At 66.7% G+C, this 17,517-nt stretch carries 12 protein-coding genes and 6 pseudogenes; 5 read left to right on the top strand and 13 right to left on the bottom strand.

Going from position 1 to position 17,517, the window contains the following annotated elements:
* Positions 1-6 precede the first annotated feature (6 nt).
* From istB to ABZV34_RS30550, 6 genes and pseudogenes are all read right to left on the bottom strand, one after another.
* Positions 7-792: an IS21-like element helper ATPase IstB gene (gene istB / locus ABZV34_RS30575; RefSeq protein WP_356283664.1), complete on the bottom strand. Its 786-nt coding sequence runs from the start codon at positions 790-792 to the stop codon at positions 7-9.
* Positions 789-2,415 (bottom strand): annotated as a pseudogene (istA, locus tag ABZV34_RS30570) (IS21 family transposase). Before istA ends, istB begins: the two are co-directional and overlap by 4 nt.
* A 412-nt stretch (positions 2,416-2,827) precedes the next feature.
* Positions 2,828-3,166 carry an STAS domain-containing protein gene (locus tag ABZV34_RS30565; protein WP_356283661.1) on the bottom strand — a complete coding sequence of 113 codons (339 nt, stop codon included), beginning with the start codon at positions 3,164-3,166 and terminating at the stop codon, positions 2,828-2,830.
* Positions 3,163-4,452: a SpoIIE family protein phosphatase gene (locus tag ABZV34_RS30560; protein WP_356283717.1), complete on the bottom strand. Its 1,290-nt coding sequence runs from the start codon at positions 4,450-4,452 to the stop codon at positions 3,163-3,165. Before ABZV34_RS30560 ends, ABZV34_RS30565 begins: the two co-directional genes overlap by 4 nt.
* Positions 4,452-5,255 carry an alpha/beta hydrolase gene (locus ABZV34_RS30555; RefSeq protein ID WP_356283658.1) on the bottom strand — a complete coding sequence of 268 codons (804 nt, stop codon included), beginning with the start codon at positions 5,253-5,255 and terminating at the stop codon, positions 4,452-4,454. Before ABZV34_RS30555 ends, ABZV34_RS30560 begins: the two co-directional genes overlap by 1 nt.
* Positions 5,256-5,454: 199 nt before the next feature.
* Positions 5,455-6,036: a DUF2231 domain-containing protein gene (locus ABZV34_RS30550; RefSeq protein WP_356283714.1), complete on the bottom strand. Its 582-nt coding sequence runs from the start codon at positions 6,034-6,036 to the stop codon at positions 5,455-5,457.
* A 1,778-nt stretch (positions 6,037-7,814) separates the two neighbouring features.
* Here ABZV34_RS30550 and ABZV34_RS30545 point away from each other — a divergent pair.
* The 3 genes and pseudogenes from ABZV34_RS30545 (at position 7,815) to ABZV34_RS30535 (ending at position 10,380) form a co-directional block, all read left to right on the top strand.
* On the top strand, positions 7,815-8,255 hold the full coding sequence (locus ABZV34_RS30545; RefSeq protein WP_356283655.1) for an SRPBCC family protein: 441 nt from the start codon (positions 7,815-7,817) through the stop codon (positions 8,253-8,255).
* Between the two features lie 86 nt (positions 8,256-8,341).
* On the top strand, positions 8,342-9,286 hold the full coding sequence (locus tag ABZV34_RS30540) for an IS5 family transposase (RefSeq protein ID WP_356283652.1): 945 nt from the start codon (positions 8,342-8,344) through the stop codon (positions 9,284-9,286).
* A 256-nt stretch (positions 9,287-9,542) separates the two neighbouring features.
* Positions 9,543-10,380, top strand: a pseudogene (locus tag ABZV34_RS30535) (RNA polymerase sigma factor SigF).
* A gap of 613 nt (positions 10,381-10,993) precedes the next feature.
* Here ABZV34_RS30535 and ABZV34_RS30530 read toward each other — a convergent pair.
* The 5 genes and pseudogenes from ABZV34_RS30530 to ABZV34_RS30510 all read right to left on the bottom strand — a co-directional run.
* Positions 10,994-11,471: pseudogene (locus tag ABZV34_RS30530) on the bottom strand (transposase); the annotation flags it as partial.
* 80 nt (positions 11,472-11,551) lie between these two features.
* Complete coding sequence (locus tag ABZV34_RS30525) at positions 11,552-12,577, bottom strand: iron-containing redox enzyme family protein (protein WP_356283649.1); 1,026 nt, start codon at positions 12,575-12,577, stop codon at positions 11,552-11,554.
* Complete coding sequence (locus ABZV34_RS30520) at positions 12,574-12,831, bottom strand: CDGSH iron-sulfur domain-containing protein (protein WP_356283646.1); 258 nt, start codon at positions 12,829-12,831, stop codon at positions 12,574-12,576. The genes ABZV34_RS30525 and ABZV34_RS30520 overlap by 4 nt, the downstream gene beginning before the upstream one ends.
* 37 nt (positions 12,832-12,868) lie before the next feature.
* Positions 12,869-13,531 carry a HemK2/MTQ2 family protein methyltransferase gene (locus tag ABZV34_RS30515; protein ID WP_356283711.1) on the bottom strand — a complete coding sequence of 221 codons (663 nt, stop codon included), beginning with the start codon at positions 13,529-13,531 and terminating at the stop codon, positions 12,869-12,871.
* 653 nt (positions 13,532-14,184) lie between these two features.
* Positions 14,185-14,310, bottom strand: a pseudogene (locus ABZV34_RS30510) (ANTAR domain-containing protein); the annotation flags it as partial.
* 447 nt (positions 14,311-14,757) lie between these two features.
* Between ABZV34_RS30510 and ABZV34_RS30505 the strand changes: the two are divergent.
* Positions 14,758-16,020, top strand: a complete 1,263-nt coding sequence (locus ABZV34_RS30505) for a peptide ligase PGM1-related protein (RefSeq protein ID WP_356283643.1) — start codon at positions 14,758-14,760, stop codon at positions 16,018-16,020.
* Positions 16,021-16,270: 250 nt separating this feature from the next.
* Here the strand turns inward: ABZV34_RS30505 and ABZV34_RS30500 are convergent.
* Together ABZV34_RS30500 and ABZV34_RS30495 are read right to left on the bottom strand one after the other, a co-directional pair.
* Positions 16,271-16,522 (bottom strand): annotated as a pseudogene (locus ABZV34_RS30500) (glutathione-dependent formaldehyde dehydrogenase); the annotation flags it as partial.
* Between the two features lie 30 nt (positions 16,523-16,552).
* The gene (locus ABZV34_RS30495; protein WP_356283640.1) at positions 16,553-17,125 is read right to left on the bottom strand and encodes an SDR family NAD(P)-dependent oxidoreductase; all 573 of its coding nucleotides are present in this window, start codon (positions 17,123-17,125) and stop codon (positions 16,553-16,555) included.
* Between ABZV34_RS30495 and ABZV34_RS30490 the strand changes: the two are divergent.
* Positions 17,114-17,454, top strand: a pseudogene (locus tag ABZV34_RS30490) (transposase); the annotation flags it as partial. The gene ABZV34_RS30495 and the pseudogene ABZV34_RS30490 overlap by 12 nt on opposite strands.
* Positions 17,455-17,517 lie beyond the last annotated feature (63 nt).

The raw sequence follows: 17,517 nt of genomic DNA, 5'->3' as shown, positions 1-17,517 counted from the left end.
GGTCGGTTACTTCGTCCCGGCGTTCTTGGCCTTGGTGCGGGCCAGGCGGTATGACTCGGTGCCGGTCTCGATGAGGGCGGCGTTGAAAGTGAGCCGGTCCACGATCGCCGCGCAGAGGCGGGGATCGCTGAACGTCTTGCTCCAGCCTGTGAACGCCTCGTTGGAAGCGATCGCGATGCTGTTCTCCTCCTCACGTTCCGTGAGAACTTGGAAGAGCATCTCCGCCCCGCGGCGGTCCAGTTCGAGGTAACCGAGCTCGTCGATTTCGAGGAGGTCGACGCGCCCGTAGCGGGCGATGGTCTTGCCGAGCTGCTTGTCATCGGCGGCTTCGACCAGCTCGTTCACCAGAGCCGCGGCGGTGGTGTAGCGGACGCGGTAGCCGGCCATGGCGGCCGCCATGCCCAGTCCGATCAGCAGGTGGGACTTGCCGGTGCCGGAGTCCCCGATCAGACACAGCGGGTAGCCCTTGGTGATCCACTCGCAGGTGGCGAGGCTGTGGATGACAGCCGGGTCGACGTTGGGGTTGGCACGGTAGTCGAAGTCGCGCAGGGACTTCTCCCGGGGAAAGTGGGCAGCCCGGATGCGGCGTTCGGCCCGGCGTCGGTCACGGTCCTCGCACTCGGCCAGCAGCAGTTCGGCGAGGAACCCGGCGTAGGAGAGCCCTTCACGTTCGGCGCGGGCGATGGTGTCGGTGGCCTGGGCCCGCATGGTGGGCAGCCGCAGCATGCGGCAGGCGGTGTCGATCGCGGCGTCCGATGCCTGTGCGGTGAGCGCGTGATGGGCAGTGGTCATGGCGACTCCTTGCGGTGAAGGTGCAACAACTCGTCCCACTGCTCCAGGCGGGGCAGTGGCCGGACATCATCGGGCAGGGGCTTGGCCATGCGGCGCGCGGTGAGATGGCTGACCTGCGGCAGCTCCGGGGACTGCGGCCGGTCCGGCACCGGCGTCGCGGTGACGGTCGGAGCCCGGCCGGCAACCTGGGTGGCCTTGCGGGCCTCCAGCGCGACGACGTCCTCGCTGCAGATACCCAGCTCGACGGCGGCTCGAGGCCCGGCGATCACGTCTGCATGTTGCTGATGGCGGTGCAGCAGCAACACCCTTACCAGGGCTGTCGTTCCGTCGTCCTCGCCCAGCTGCTGCTTGGCCATAACCCAGAACGCCTCGTGCGCGGCGGTGAAGGTGCCCTCGGCGCGGGCCTGGTGCAGGGCCTCGGAGCGATCGAGCGCGCCGGGCTTGCGCAGCAGCACCTCCAGGTAGTGGTCCAGGAGCAGGTGTTCCAGACCGCGGCCGGCGAGCCGCGGATGCCGGGCGATCTCGCGGCGGTTGTCGAACACGACAAGGGTGTCGCCGGTCAGATGGACAGTGACCTTGCGGTCAATGAAGCGGACCGGGACGGAGGACGAGCACATCTTGACCGTGATCCGGCTGTAGCGGTCGACCCGGGGCTCAAAGGTCATCGCCGTCTCGAACGGCTCGGCCGGCAGAGGCAGCAGATGCGGCGCCTCCCGCGCGAAGTCCTGGCCGATCGTCCGGATCCGCGATCCGATACGGCGGCCCGTCTCGCGATCCTCGAACTCGGCGATCCGGCAGTTGGGTTCCTCCAGCGTCTCCACCCGTGGAACCGGGGTGAGGTAGTTACGGCGGAAGTAACCGACCTGGCCCTCCACCCCGCCCTTCTCATGGGCCCCGCGAAGTCCCGGCTCGCAGTAGAACGCGGTGAATCCGTAGAACTCCCGCATCGCGGTCCACCTCGGGTTCTCCTCCCGCAGCCGGCTGCGGAAGACGACCTTGCGGACGGCCGGGGTGAGGTTGTCGTAGCGCACCTGGCCCGCCGGCACCCAACCCAGCACCTGCAGGGCGTGGACGTGCCCCTCGAAGAACGCCTGCTGCCCGCACGATCGGGAAATGCGGTGTACCGACCGGCCCGAGTAGGCCAGGCGGAACGCGAACAGGAAGCCACCCGCTCCCCGGCCAGATCGACCCAGGCCTCTCCGAAGTCGACCTCGGCGTCCGCTCCGGGCACGTTGTGCCGGGTCAGAAAACCCTCGACCGCCGCCCCTTGCTCCGCGGCGACCGCCCGGCGGCGGCGGTGACGAAGTCGCGCACCGTGGTGTACGGGAGTGCGACCCCGAACTCCTCCTCCAGGCGCGTGCCGATCCGCTTGGCGGTATGCCGCTGTTTGCGCGGCGCGTCAAGATCCGCCCGAAGCCACTCGTCGACCGTCTTCTTGTACGGCTCCATCCGCGGTGAAATCCGCACCGGGCGCCTGCGCGGCTTCGCCACCGGCGAAGCCAGCGCCTCACGCACCAGCCGCCGGTGAACGCCGTACTTCCGGGACAACGCCCGGATCGACAGCTTCAACTGCCAGCTGTCCCGACGGATCCGGTCAAACAGTTCCTGCTTGGACAAGGCCATCCACAGCACCCACCCTCGGCGGACCACAACCACCGTTCCACCGCAAGGCCCAAGGTGGGGCCACTTCGCCTGGCCACCACCCCTCAGTACCCCCGAACGCCCCCGCCTACGGGGCCAGTTGGAGTCGCCCGGCTGGGGCCGCCGACGCCCGCCCTAGCCATGAATTGCCTCATCACCGGGCTCGATGAGGTAGTAGATGCCACTACGACTCCAACCCAACCGCGATAGAACTGCGGATGCGCCGGATCCTGCCGGTCATCTTCCGCAAGAGCGCTCCCGACATCAAGGGCCTGGGGGCGAGCTCCGCTAAGGGGAGGAGCAGACCTCCGCCCCGGCTCCGCCTGTTCAAACGCCGCGCTGTCCGCTGGGAACGCCGCACTGAACTCCACAGGGGAGCGCCGGGCGCATCGGTTCAGGCAGAGCTGGTTGGGTCGCTGTCGGGGTGAATGGCGAAGACTTGATCAAGGCCGACGATGCGCAGCACTCGCAGGGTGTGGGCGGGAACCGCAGCGAGTGCAACATCGGCTCGTAGGGCCTGTGTGTGGTTGCGGGCAGCGATCAAGACAGTGATGCCGCTGGAGTCGCAGAACTCCATGCCGGCCAGGTCCAGAACGAGAAGCTTGCCCGGCTGCAGCCTGAGTTCGGTGACCTGTTCGCGCAGTTGGGAAGCGGTGGTGTGGTCGAGTTCGCCGATGATCTCCAGAATTGGCCCGGTTGCGGAGTCTCGGCGCGTCACTTTCAGGAGGCTCATACGTTGTTTCTGGTCTCGAGGCCCGAGGCGGGGACGCCGATAGCGAGTAGAGCAGTGTCGTCGTCGACGCCGTCGCCGAAGCTGTCAAGCAGACCGGTCAAGGCCTGGATGAGGGCTTGCGGTGGGCTGCCCGCGTGGCGGGCCGCGAAGGCAAGCAGGGCGTCGTCACCGTACAGGCTGGTGCGGTCTTCGCCGGTGCGTGCCTCGGTGAGGCCGTCGGTGTAGAGCAACAGCGTATCGCCAGAGCCGAGGGATGTGGTGGCGGTGACAAAGGGGGCGTCGGGCAGGACACCGATGAGGAGGCCGCCTGGTGTGGGCAAATAGTCGGCCTTACCGTCGTTCCGCAGGACTAGCGCAGGCGGGTGGCCGCCCGCAGCGAGGTGGACCATTACCCGCCCCGTCGCGGTGTCCGCTTCGAGCGTGCCGAAGATGGCGGTGCAGTAGCGCGGATCGCCGCTGTCGGAGTAGCGCTCGTGGAGCACTTTGTTGAGGGTGGTGAGGCAGGTGACGGGGTCGGGATTGTGCAGGGCGGCGGCGCGCAGGGTGTAGCGGGTCAGTGAGGTGAGTGCGGCGGCCTGGGGACCCTTGCCGCACACGTCTCCGAGGAAGAACCCGAAACGTCCGCGGTCAATGGGGAAAATGTCGTAGAAGTCTCCTCCTAGCCGCTCGGGGGAGGCAGTGTGGTAGTGAGCTGCGGTCTGCACGCCTGGGACGGCAGGCAGCGTGTCGGGCAGCAGCGACCGTTGGAGCACGGCGAAGGCGTCCTGTAGTCGCGCGCGGTCGGCTTCGGCTTGCTTGCGTGCTTCTTCGGCTGCCTGCCGGCCACGCAGGAGCACCTCTTCGTATGCGCGGCGGTCCCGGGCGTCAAAGATGGTGGTGCGGACCAGTAGGGGTTCACCTGTGGAGCCGTGTTTGACCACCGACGAGACGAGCACGGGAATCCGACCGCCGCCGACTTGCTTGATCTCCAGGGCGATTCCGCTGATGTCGCCTTGCATCCGCAGCAGCGGCGCGAAGTGGGTCTCGTGGTAGAGCTTGCCGCCCACGGTCAGTAGGTCGGTGAACCGCATCCGGCCTACGACCGTCTCGCGGTCAAGGCCGAGCCAGTCCAACAGTGTGAGGTTGATCTTGGCGATAGTGCCGTCCATCAGTGTGGACAGATATCCGCATGGAGCAGACTCGTAGAGATCCTCAGGGTCATCCTCCAGCAGTGCGGCGAACGCCGCAGCAGAGGTCTCCCCATTGCTGGCATCGTGGGGGTCGGGCTGCTGCCCGGTTCGGCACATCACCCCAGCACCGCCAGGAACTCCTTGATGGCCTCGTTCGTGGCCTCGGGTGCCGATAGGTGGGGGCAATGGCCGGTGGCATCGAGAGTGACCAATGTCGAGCCGTGAACTGCTTCATGGACGAAAGTACCGACCTCACGCGGCGCGATGACGTCGTGGGCGCATTCCAGCACCAGCGTCGGAACTGCCACATGCTTCAAGTCGTCCCTGGAGTCGGAGAGAAAGGTGGCGCGAGCGAAGACGCGTGCCATGTCCGGATCGGTGGCGCAGAAGCTGTTTTTCAGCTCGTCACCGAGCTCGGGCCGATCAGCGTTGCCCATAATGACCGGGGCCATAGCCGCCGACCAACCGAGATAGTTCGACTCCAGAGAGGCCAGCAGCTCGTCGATATCCTCGGTGCTGAACCCGCCTCGATAGTTGTTGTCGTCGATGTAGCGGGGAGAGGGCGCGACCATCACCAGAGCGCCGATCGACTGCGGTGCCATGCTGGCGGCCAGCACGCCGATCATCGCGCTCACCGAATGCCCCACTAGCACCGCATCACGTAGGCCAAGCGCCTCGCAGATCTCCACCACATCGCGCGCGTAGCCGGCGAGAGAGCCGTACCGTCCCTCCGAAAACGCGGACGGCTCCGAGCGGCCCGACCCTACGTAGTCGAACAGAACGACCTGGTACTTCTCGGCCAGTGCAGGCACCGTCATCCGCCACATGTTCTGATCGCAGCCGAAGCCATGGGCGAGCACCACCGTCGGGCCGTGCGGGTTGCCCGTAACAGTGACGTTGTTCCTGCGGACGATATCCATCCGGCCAGTCTCTCAAGCTCTGTCCGTTGCTCTTGAGCGCCACGGAATCAACTCAGGCTTCACTCGTCACCTCCACAACGTTCGCACGTGACGCAGGCCAACCGCTCGGGGGCCACAGGGGGTGGGTGATGCCTGCCCCCGTCGGGGCCAGCGTCCGGATACCTGCAGTGCCGGCGGGACCTATATCAGGCGACGTGGGCTATGCGGGTGGGCATCTGCCGGTGACGCGCCGGTAGGCAATGTGTCCGCCCAAGGCGCCACTGACCGCGACGGCAGCCAGACCGCCCAGCGACCAGAGCTTGCCCTTGCCGGGCCGCCCCCGGAGCCGTGTTGCCAGGGACGCAGAGAAGAAGACCACCGCGACGGTGTTTGTGACGGCGTGGGCCAGTCCCACACGAGCCTGCTCGGGAGGGAGCTCGGCCCAATCTACCCAGCCGGCCAAGGCAGCCGGAGTGATTCCCGCTAGGCCGACGGCCGTGAGGAGGGTTGGCGCACTGCGGCCAGTAGGTACGGCGTCCAGCACGGCGGCCGACAACCAGCAACCGATCGGTACCTGTACCAGAACGGGATGCACGGGATGTCCCAGCGGCCTGCCTCGCAGCAGATCGCGTCTCTTGCCGAGTGGCAGGTCGCGGACCGCACGCTGCAGAGCGCGGATCGCTGGATCCGCGACCGCAGCTCTCTCAAGACAAGCGACGGACGAGAGCCAGAGGGACGACCCGTTCTTCGAGCTGGAGTGGCGATCCAGCTTTCCGGGGGCGGTGAAAAGGTGTGTGTTCATGAGTTCCGCGTACCCGTCCTCATGCTCCCGTCCCATCCTGGGATCACCTTGTTCGGACATTCCTTCGGGGGTGTTTCCCGACCCCCGGTGTGCGGGCCTGCCAGGACATGGCATGGCCCTGCTCCGAGCTTACGGCTGTCATCCCGCGCAGAGCCCCTGAGGCCTCGACGGTGCGGTTCACGATCGCCGAACGGGAGAGAACCGTGGACGGAAGTGCAGGGTCGTGTTTGCGGACGGCGACGGCATATCGTGACGTCCCACTCCGCTTCAACCAGAGGGCCGACCTCCGAGCCGCCAGGTTCTGCGCCTCCGAAATGCCTCTCAAGAGATTGCGTGGACCGCGTCCAGCGGCTACCCGCCGCGGACTATCCGGCAGGACGGGCGAAGCGTGACGCCAGCGTCCCCCGCCCACGACGCGCGGGTTGCGTGAGAGTACGACGGCGTGCAGGGGACAACCGCCCTACATAGCTATGTCCGCGGCTGAGCGCTGCTCACTGCCGCTGATAGGCACCGTGGCTGGAGATGTAGTACGCAAGCATGCCGCCGAGGGGGCGGCGAAGAAGGGATTCCTGTGAGCCTGAACGTCATAATGATCGAGTGCCCATTCTGCCATGTGCCGCTGCCCGCTCGCATCACCACGGTGGCGGACGTCGACCTGGTTCGGGATGACCTGCCGAACGAAGTGCCATTGACGCAGGCTCTAGATCTACGGCCCGCAAAGACACATGCCCAGACGTGCAGGAGCAGGAAGACTCGATAGCGAAGATCGAATTCTGGATCCTCAGCAATACTTCTCAACTCACTCCTGCAGTCTTGCCCACGTCGCAGGCGTGGGTGCGGTCTTCGCCAAGCCTGGTACTTGGGTGGCGAAGGGGAGCGGCTCGTCTTCACTTGATCGTGCGCGTCTCGTGTTGCCGTCGATCGTCCGGCTGGGCGCGCCTGGCGGGAGACCGAGGATTTGGAGACGCTGACGTTTGCGACCGTCTGCTACCAGGTCGGTTGGGCGGTCGCCCGCTGTCGCAGGTGAGTTTGCGCGCCGGTGGTCCCCTACGAGGCCTGGGTGTTCCTCAATGAGGTCGGCGGGGTGCTCTGCACGACGATCGGACCTCTTGGAGCGTCACACTGACGCGGTATTCCACGCGGCGCGACCTCGTGGTCGGTGTCACGATGCTGATGGGTGCCCCGCCACGCACTGCACAGCGTCGGAGCACCCTCATGCCGTGCGCGGCATCCGTTCCCCTCGTCCGGACCGCGCACGGCATCCCTGCCCGCTGGCCCCGCCCCTTTCCCCGGACCGTGGCGAGCGCCGCGGCCGTGCCCGCGATGAGCTCCCCCCGCCGGGGGCGCGGGTTCAACAGGCGCGTCCTCAAGTGGGATGCTGCCACGTCTCTGAGTTGCTCTGCCAGACCTCTGGGGATAGTCGCGGAGCTGGTGCTGGCTTTTGCTGTAGTGCTGCTCCTGGCGCCGGGGAGGCGTCAATGTCGCCGGTCGCAGACCCAGCCCGACGCCATACTCGTGCCCACTCACGCACACCAGGTATCACCTACGCGCCCGCAGAGCGGGTTGGTCCGACACCGGCCGCATGCCGAAGCAGCGAATCTGGCGGCGAACGAACCACCTGGCCGGTGTGCCCGAGGTGTGTCTAACCGCAGGTCTCGGCGGGCTCCGGGCGCCGGGCGCCGGCCGACCAGCTGTGCATGCACCGTCCCTTTAGCCGGCCCGGAAAGGGGTACGCGGTCAAACGCGGCCTACTGTTCACCAGCTACCGGAGTGACCACATGGTTGATGTCTCTCGTTCTTTCCCAGTCGCCCACCCCCTCCACGATGTGGTGAGCTACCTTGCGGATTTTGCCCATGCCGTCGACTGGGACCCCGGCACACAAGAATGCAGCCGTGTTGATGACGGTCCGATTACTGCAGGTGCTCGCTGGCGCAACGTGTCGCAGTTTCTGGGCCGCCGCACCGAACTCACCTATCGGCTCACCCGCAAAGAATTGAGCCGGCTTACCTTCGTCGGCACCAACAAAACTGCCACGTCTACCGACGACCTGACCTTCAGCCCGCATGACGGCGGCACACTTATCACTTACCACGCTGCCGTGCGCTTCCACGGTCTCGCCCGTCTAGGTGATCCCTTCCTGCGTCGCGAGTTCGAACGCCTCGGTGACGAGATCGCGCGAACAATGCCCGACGCGCTTGACGCCGCGCTTCACGTCTGAGACCAAGCTTTGCGGGGCGCGTCACCGCTGCTGAATGACGGGTCGTCAAGGCTCGTCCGAGGGTCTTATGCCCGCCGCCGTCGGGGATGTTGCCGAGTCTTCGCGCTGGACGCGGTCGGCGGCCTGGTCGGGCTGTAGGCCAGCCTCGCGGCGTACGGGATCCTGCGTCTCTGACGGATGCGCAGTGGGAGCGGTTGGAAGCGGAGTTGCCGCCGATACCGAAGATGGGTCGACCTCCGAGGGATCGGCGGCAGGTGTTCGACGGGATCTGGTGGCGGGCCCGGACCGGCTCGCCTTGGAGGGATCTGCCCGAGCGATACGGCCCCTGGGAGACCGCGTATGCGGTGTTCCGACGGTGGCAGATCGACAACATGGGCCCGCGTCCTGAAGAAGTTGCAGGTCAAGGCAGATGCGGATGGGATCATCGAGTGGGAGGTCTCGGTCGACTCCACCGTCTGCCGGGCTCACCAGCACGCCGCCGGGGCCCGCAAAAGGGGGCTGGCGATCCGGGCCGGACGCGTCCGAACGGCCTCGCGGCCGAGCCGGACGACCACGGTCTGGGACGCTCGCGCGGCGGACTGACCACCAAGATTCACCTCGCCGTCGACGCCTCCTTCCACGTCCTTGCTGCCGTCATCACCGCCGGTCAACGAGGCGACGCACCCGCCTTCGAGCAGGTGATGGACCGAATTCATGTCCCCCGGATCGGCGGTGGACGCCCCCGCACCCGGCCCGGACATGTGCTTGCCGACCGGGCGTACTCCTCCCGTCAGATTCGCTCCTACCTGCGCAAACGCGGGATCGCGCACACCATCCCGGAGAAGCGAGACCAGGCCGGACACCGACTCCGCCGCGGTTCCGCCGGAGGCCGTCCGCCCGGCTTCGACCGCGAAATGTACAAGCGCAGGCACAAAGTCGAGTGCCGGATCGGCCTTCTGAAGCAGGCGAGAGGCGTTGCGACCAGGTACGACAAGCTCGCCGTCCGCTACGAGTCGACCGTCCAGCTCACCCTCATACGGCAGGCGCTGTGACCACATCTCAAACACGTCCCAGAACCACAGCCGCCGAAGCGCCGCCGTCAGCAACAGACGCGTGGCACATCGAAAGGACTTGGTGCTTGCACCTCCCCCGTCATGACGGGGGAGGTGCAAGCACGAGTGCCAAGGCCCCCGGGCCAGCCCCCGAAATTGGCTCGCATGCTTCTGCTCAACCCGGGTGCTCACGCCTGCGGCCGGCCCACGCGAGAGGTCGGCGCACGAAGGCCAGATCAACAGGAGGGGCCCCGACATGGCAGTGACCACGACGGCAGAATCGCAGACCACGGTCCTGCCGGAGGTAGCAGACCCTTCACAGCTCGCACCCCGAAACGCCCGGCAATTGTCTCGGCTGTTCTTCGACCAACTCGCGGTCCTGGAAGAGGGCACACGCGAGTATCAGTACGCGCGCAACACGCTCATCGAGATGAACGTCTCCCTCGTCCGGTACGCGGCCGGGCGCTTCCGCAGCCGCGGCCAGGACGAGATGGAGGACATCGTCCAGGTCGGCACGATCGGGCTCATCAAAGCGATCGACCGGTTCGAGCCCACCCGCGAGGTCGAGTTCACTTCCTTCGCCGTCCCGTACATCGTCGGAGAGATCAAGCGCTTCTTCCGTGACACCAGCTGGGCCGTCCACGTCCCCCGCCGTCTGCAGGAAGCCCGTATCCAGCTCGCCAAAGCCACCGAGGAACTTCGCAGCCGGCTGGGCCGCACCCCCACCGTCAAAGAACTCTCCCAGCTGATGTGCCTCAGCGAGGAAGAGGTCGATGAGGCCCGCCTCGCCTCCAACGGCTACAGCTCCTCCTCCCTCGATGCCGCCCTCAACGGCAGCGAGGACGGCGAAGCCGCGCTGGCCGATTTTATCGGCACCGACGACCACGGGCTCGAACTCGTCGAGGACTTCAACGCCCTCGCTCCCCTCATTGCCGCACTCGACGAGCGCGAACGCCGCATCATCCACCTGCGCTTCGTCGAGGAACGCACCCAGGCCCAGATCGGCGAGGAACTCGGCATCTCAGATGCACGTCTCTCGACTCCTCAACCGCACCCTCACCCAACTCCGCATCGGCATGCTCACCACCAGCTGAGAGACTCTTCAGCAACACCGACATAGGCACATCGCGGGACGCGCAAATGCGCGTCCCGCCCGCATGTCGCTCTGCGCGCGGTGGCGCCCCGGGCCCCGTGACGATCGATGCCACCGAACCTAACGTAAGCAGCCACAGTTGCATCGGGAGAGCGGCGCAGGGTAGTCGCATAAGCAGTCGAACGGGCCTACCGGAAGAAGCTGAAACAGTATGCTGACCCACTTGCTTGAGCGAGGCGTTCTCGTTCTGACGCTGAACGACAACCCACCCTCCAGCTCCCGGGAGACCCTTCCGTACTACATCAGCGACCTCATCCACGCTCATAGTCCTGCACCCGCCGTAATCGTTCTCGGTGGCGCCGCGACCGAAGCGGTGATTACCGCAGTCCTACATGCCCACCGCATGTGCAGTCAGCTCAACGTTCTCTTGTCAGTCGCCACCCCCAGTGCTCCCGCCCGTAGGACCTTCGCGGCCAAGACCGCTCGGGTCGGCTCGCGGCTCGTCATCCACGCTCGCTCCGATATAGCCGTAGATGAGGCGCTCGCCGCTGTCGCGTAACTCAACTTGAGATCCTCCGTCGGCAGGCCGGGCATGGTGGTGATGTGGACGGCCTGTTGCTGCCGGCCTTTCCCGGCCGCAGCAGGGCTGCGACCGGTGCCCTGGATCCGGCCGCCCCGTGGTCGACGAAGGCCACCAGTGGGTGGTGCTCGAAGGTCTTCTTCCACGTTGCGATGGCGTCCTGTTTCTCGGAGTGCGCCAGGACCAGCACTCCGTCGCGTTGGGGGCATCGGCGTCGGCCAACGGCCACCCATGCTCGCGGACTTCGGCCCTGGCACGGCCGATGGCGGCCAGCGCGCTGTGACCGGCCGCGGCCAGGGTCTCGACCTGCCGCGAGACGGTCGGATGGACAGCATCCGGCACGAACACCGCTGGTTCAGAACGCAGCACGCTGATGGTCCGACAGGCAGTCCCCGCCCAGCGCCACCGCCAGAGCCAGGTCCAGCAAGACCTTGCCCGGATCGTGCACCGCCCGCGGCTTGCGCCACGAACGCCAATGCCGCCGATATCGCCGCATCCGGGCCCGTCTCGCGGACCATTCGACCAGCAGCACCCATTCGGTGTGCGGGACCACCCCGCACCGAACCGGGGGTGCAGGCAACGTAGCCGGAGGTCAGGACATCGGCAGGGGTGTTCGCAGGGCGGAGCGGTTCTGATCCCACGCGGTCCCGATGTGGGCGGCGAGCCGGTCCTCCAGCAGAAGGGTCGCCGCGCAGCCGAAAGCGATGGCCGCCTCCAGTGCCGGTTCGTCGGCCAGGAGACCTTCGATGACCTCGTGCCGCACGACCTGTTCGTGAACAGCGTCGGCCTCGACATGCTCGGCGTAGAAGTGCTCGGCGGCCGGGCCCGCCCCGCACCTGCGCATGGCCCTGGCGAGCCGTCGGGAGCCGGGGGAGGAGGTGACCTCGACGCAGGCGAAGTGGCCGACGAGAGCGCCGCGCAGCGCCCGGTGGAGGCCGAAGAGCGACATCAGGTTGACGGCGGCGAGGAGAGGTGCGGGTGCCTGGTCGAGGTAGCGGCCGTAGGCGGGATCGAGGCCGAGGTCGTTCATGAGGTCGGCGTAGAGGTGGGCGTGGATGCGGTCGGCGCGGCCGGCGCCGAACTCGTCGTACTCGATGGCGACCATGGCGGCCTTGGCCCGGCCGGTCAGGCGGGGGATGACCCAGGCGTGCGGATCGGCTTCCTTGAGGTGGTAGAGCGAACGCAGTGCGGCGTACTCACGCAACTGCCAGAGCTCGCCGGTCGTTTCGAGGCGGTGGCTGAGACTACCGGTGAGGTCTACGGGTTCGACGAGCAGGGGGGCGAAGGCCTCCGTTACGGTCCGAGGCGCGTCGGGAAGAGCGGTCCGCAAGGCGTCCAGGAAACGGTCCTCCAGGCTGCGGCGCAGGCGCAGCAGGTCCGGATCCCATTCCCGGTCGTCGTCGACTCCGTCGATTCCCCGGTAGTGCAGTTCGTACAGCAGGTGCAGGGCGAGCTGGAGATCCTCGCCCCAGGGATCGACGTCGTCCATCGCGTCCGCTGGATACGCGGGGCACGCACCCGTGCGCAAGGACGTCACCACCGCCTCTGACAGCAGGCCTCGCCGCCCGACCAGCCGGGCGCCGCTGGCGGGGGAGGTGGTAGGACTCGATGTAGTCATGCGCGATTCCTGTCTTGCTCAGTTGCCCTTGCCGGCGAGGCGGTATGGGCATCAGAGACCTGATCGTCGGGCGTGGTGCCGGGTGAGGGCTTTCCGCGGGATCGGTGGCTGGTGTCGCACCAGGGGTAGGCACGGCTGCGGCGGCAGGTGCAGATCGCCACCATGAACCGTTCCGAGCGGGCGACCGTCCCGTCGTCCAGAACGATCTCCACCGGTCCCTCGACAAGGACCGGCCCCTGCGGGTCGACGCTCACCCGGCGGCAGGGCGGAGTGCCTGTACCGGGGGCGGAGTCAGAGGGCCTGGGCACGGATAACCACCAGCTCTTCGCGCTCTTCGCCCGGGCCGGCGAGTCCCTGGCTTTGGAGCCAGCTCCGTCTGGAGCGAAGAACCGGCCCCCACGGCACGTAGGTCCTGGCCGCCACCTGTGCAGGCAGGCCCGCTTGTGCCAGTCGTTTCAGAGTGTGCTCGGGGCCGCACATCGCGGAGTGCACCATGATCAGTACGCCGCCGGGGCGCAGCAGGTCCGGCGCCCTCGCGCAGATCCGGTCGACCACGAGCCGGCCGTCGGGTCCGGCATCCCAGGCGCGCGCCGGACCGGACGCCGGCAGCCGATGGTTCGGGGACGGGACGTAGGGGGGATTGGCCAGGACGACGTCGTAGCGCCGGCCTCGCGTGCGAGCCGTGAAATCTCCGTGGAAGATCTGCAGCGGTACACCGCGGTGCAGTGCATTGATGCGGGCCGATACCACTGCCCGCCACGACACGTCCACGGCGGTGACTCTCGCTCCCCTGCCCGCGGCGCTCAGAGCAAGGGCGCCCGTGCCGGTACCGATCTCCAGGACCTCCGCGGCAGGATGAAGATTCTCTTTCGACAGCGCGTCAGCGAGCAGGTGGGTGTCGGCCTGTGGCCGGTAGACACCAGGCAATGCCACCAGAGGCCTGGGAAGGGGCATATTTCGGGTCGCAGCCGTACTGGTCACTACAGCCTCCGGATTTCACGTGTCCGGCGTGCGAGATGTGTCGTGATCACGCGCGAATACAAGGTGGAGTTGGTGAGCCGGGTCTGGGAGAACACCAGCTCGGGGGAGAGCAGGCCCACTGTCGGCCGATCACGGTCGGCCCGCTGGCGAAGACAGCGCCCATAAAAACGGAACCTCGGACAACTCCGAGCTTTCGCAGAGCGCCGTGAGTGAGACGCACCCAAGCGTTTTGATCAAGGAACGGTCTGAATCGCGCCGGTGACCAGCGAGAACATCGTCAACGAGCTGTCGACCGTGAAGCGCAGGGGGCTGATCATGTCGACCGTGTACCCGTTTCCGTGCCTCCCTCACAGGACGTGGGGATCTGCAGCGGTGCTGGCCCTCGTGATCAATTATGGGTCCGGACGAAATGAGCTGCTCGCGTCCATTCGCAGACCTCGAGGGGATAGCGCGGACCTCGCCGTCGCGGCGGTCTCAGCCCACGCCGCCGGGTCGCCGGCGCGGCGTGTACGAGCTTCGTGCGAGGGGCACTCGCACCTGAGGACGGGTCCGCGACGCTTCCCATGGGGGCTGGCCCGGCTCAGGCTTCCCTGGTTCAGCAGATGTGCCAGGGAGGCCGCCTTCGATCAAGGAAGACCGCCACTCTCGCGAACGTGATTGGCCACCTCGCGAAGCTTGACGTTTCGTTCCTGCGAGTAGCGGCGCAGCACGTCGAACGCCTGCTGCTCGGAGAGACCGGAGTCACCGAGCATCTGTCATCGGTGATCCGTACACTGTCCGATCCCGCACAGGGGTCGTCTCTTGGGCCCGATCAGACCGAAGCCCTGCAAACGCTGCTGCGAGCGGCGGGTGACGCATACCGATTCGGGACTTCTTCGATGCAACCCACCAGCCGCAGCCCACGCGATGGCCAAGCGAACCGCGACTTTCGCCGTTCCCTGGCACGCGCTTCCGCGGGCCACCGTCGGCTGACCGCTGCGTGCGCAGACCGAAGGCGTGTACTTACGCTGGCGGCAGGAGGTCTCCTGACCGACACAAGGAGACTTCTCACAGCTCTGTTGAGTACCGCAATGCCCGCCGATGCCCATGCGCCACTGTCCGCTACACAGCTGAGCGAGCAGTACGCAGGTGGCTGAACCACAAGCCAGGGTCCTGCCATTGGGTGCGTCGAGAGCGGTTTTTTTACGAGGGGCGGGATTTTGATCATCCTTGCGAACCTCTTCTCAGATCTGGCAGTAGATCTCGATGAGGGGCAGCAGCTGGCGCGATGGGCGCAGCAGGCGCCGCGCGAGACGTGGCTCCTGCGCGCCGGCGACATCCTGGTGAGTCCAGTACCTGTCGGCAACAATTTCACGCAGTACGTGAGCCGGTTGACTGGGGTGACGCTGGACAGCGTCACGATCATTGAGGTGCCTCCGGCAGGGGCGGTTCCCCTCACGGAGGCGATCCGTAGGGCTGGACTCACGGAACGTCTGAGAGCTCTCGCCGGCTCGGCGGATGCCGCGCTGCTGCCCACAGCGCTGGACGCGTCTGCGGTCGGCTTCGCGCGGGACATGGGCTTCGCCGTGCTGCCGTATGCCACCGTTGAGGATGCTTCGGCAGCGGTAGGGGTGGCCATGCGGCTGAATACGAAGTCGGGATTCCGGCAGGTGGCCGACGAGTTGGGGATGCGCGTTCCGGAAGGCCGTGTATGCCGGCGCCGTGAGGTCACAGAAGTCGTACGAGACGCCCTGCAGCATCACGAGCGCGTGGTCGTCAAGCCCGACCGCTCTGCCGGCGGTCACGGAATGCGCTTCGTGTCGCGTGGAGACTTGATGGCAGGGGCCGTGCTGGAACTGGACGCGGTGGGCGGTCCTCGCGGCTCCTGGGTCGTGGAAGAGTGCGTGAACCTCGCTGCGTCGGTCAGCATCCAGCTGGAGAATCACGCATCGGGTACCCGCGTTTTGTTCAGCGGGATGATGCGGGCGCCACAGGGGTCCTTCAGCGGATACCTTTCGCCACTTCCACCGCATGCGTCCCATGCGGCTGAGGAGTTGGAGCGGTGGGGTCTCCAGCTGGGCGGCTACCTTGCCGAGCACGGCTATGCGGGACCGTTTGGCCTCGATGCGCTGGTCAGTGCGGCAGGTACCGTATATGCGGGTGAGAGCAACGTCCGCCGCACCGCCACCACTACCCCGCACACGATGGTCGCTCGCCTAACAGCACATTCGGCGCTCGCAACGCCGACCTGGTCCATGGCGATAGGGCGGACTCGGGACGCCCTCAGCTTCCAAGAAGCACTGGCTCGCATGCAGGCACACCGCCTCAACTTCGAGCCGGCGTCCGGTGAAGGCATCGTGCTGTATGGGGGACCTGCCCACGATGTCCGTGTCTGGCGTTACGTTGCTATTGGCGTAAATGCTGATGGTGTGCATGCGCAGGAGGCTGAATTGGCAGCTGCGCTGGGGTTCGTCGAAGCCTGATCGCGGACAACGCCGGCGGCCCATGCTCATGCTGCCGACGTAGCCGATCCGGGTGAGGGCGCCGCGGCACCGGCACGAGCGGCCGGGCAAAGGTTTCCTCTAGGCCGGCGTCCAACGTGTATCCCGACGGGCAAGCGGTGCGGCTGGCTGGCGCCCCGCGGAACGCTGGCCATCTCCGCAGGACGGCTCCGCTGAGCCAGACAGCGTGGGCTGGCGCGATAGACGCGCTGCGCCGGGCGACATCTCGCGCTCAGGGGCGCAGCAGAGTCTTGATCATGCCGTCCTTCTTCGCCTGGAAGGTGGCATTGGCCTGGGGTGTCTCCTCGAGCGGCAGGTGGTGGGTGGCGAATCCGTCCACGCCCAGAGTGTCCTCGTCCGTGGGAAGCGCCAGGATGTCCGGGACCCAGCGCCACACGTCTGCTTGCCCCATGCGGAACTGGAGCTGCTTGTCGAACATGCGCAGCAGCGGCATGGGATCCATGGCTCCGCCGTAGACGGCAGAAGACCGACGTTCGACGCCTCGCACCAAACGCTAACCGGCCGCGGGCGCTGGGGAGGCCCGTGAGGCCGGCCGTGGCAGCGCCGACCGCAGTGCACGCAGGGCAGCGAACGTACTGCCAGCCTGCATCAGCTCGGTGTCTGCCCAGCTCATGTACGCCACGCCGACCCCTACGCCTCGGTGTGCCACTTCGGCCCTCAGCACCTGCGCGAACGCCTCTGCGCCTGACTTCGACGCGCAGTAGGCACTCATCAGCGGAGCCGGCCCGAGCGCCGCGAGGGAGGAAATCTGGAGATAGTAGCCCCGGGTACGGAGCAGGTCGGGCAGGAAGGTGCGTGCCGTCACCGCGCTGCCCACCACGTTGATTTCCATGACCCGCCACCACAGGAAGGGATCAGAATCCAGGAACGGGCCAGCCGCGGCAATGCCCGCGTTGCCGATCACCAGCGAGGGAGAACCGAATCGGGCCCGGATGAGGTCGGCCGTCTCCTCCATCGCGGCGCTGTCAGGCACATCGACAGCCCAAAAGCCAGCAGACCCTGAACCGTTCCGGGTTTGATCGAGGCTCGATCTTTTGGAAGGATCGAGTCCGTTATGGCGAAGCAATACCCGAAGGAGCTCAAGGAGCGGGCCGTGCGTCTGGTCCTGGAGACTCGTGATCAGTACAAGACGGAGTCCGCGGCGATCCGCTCGATCGGCGCGAAGCTCGACATCGGGCCGGAGTCCCTGCGGAACTGGGTGCGGCAGGCCGAGGTCGACGCCGGTGCCCGAACCGGGACTACGACGGAGGAATCCGCCCAGCTCAAGGCCCTCAAGAAGGAGAACGCCGAGCTGAAGCGGGCGAACGAGATCCTGAAGGCTGCGGCAAGTTTCTTCGCGGCCGAGCTCGACCGGCCACACACACGCTCGTAGCGTTCATCGACGAGCACCGGGACCGCTTCGGCGGAGTCGAGCCGATCTGCAGGACGCTCACCGAGCATGACTGCAGCATCCACCCG

Origin of the sequence: Streptomyces sp. NPDC005195 (assembly GCF_040608315.1) — a bacterium.
GTDB classification, from domain to species: domain Bacteria; phylum Actinomycetota; class Actinomycetes; order Streptomycetales; family Streptomycetaceae; genus Streptomyces; species Streptomyces kaempferi.
This window is presented reverse-complemented; position numbering and strand designations above follow the sequence as displayed.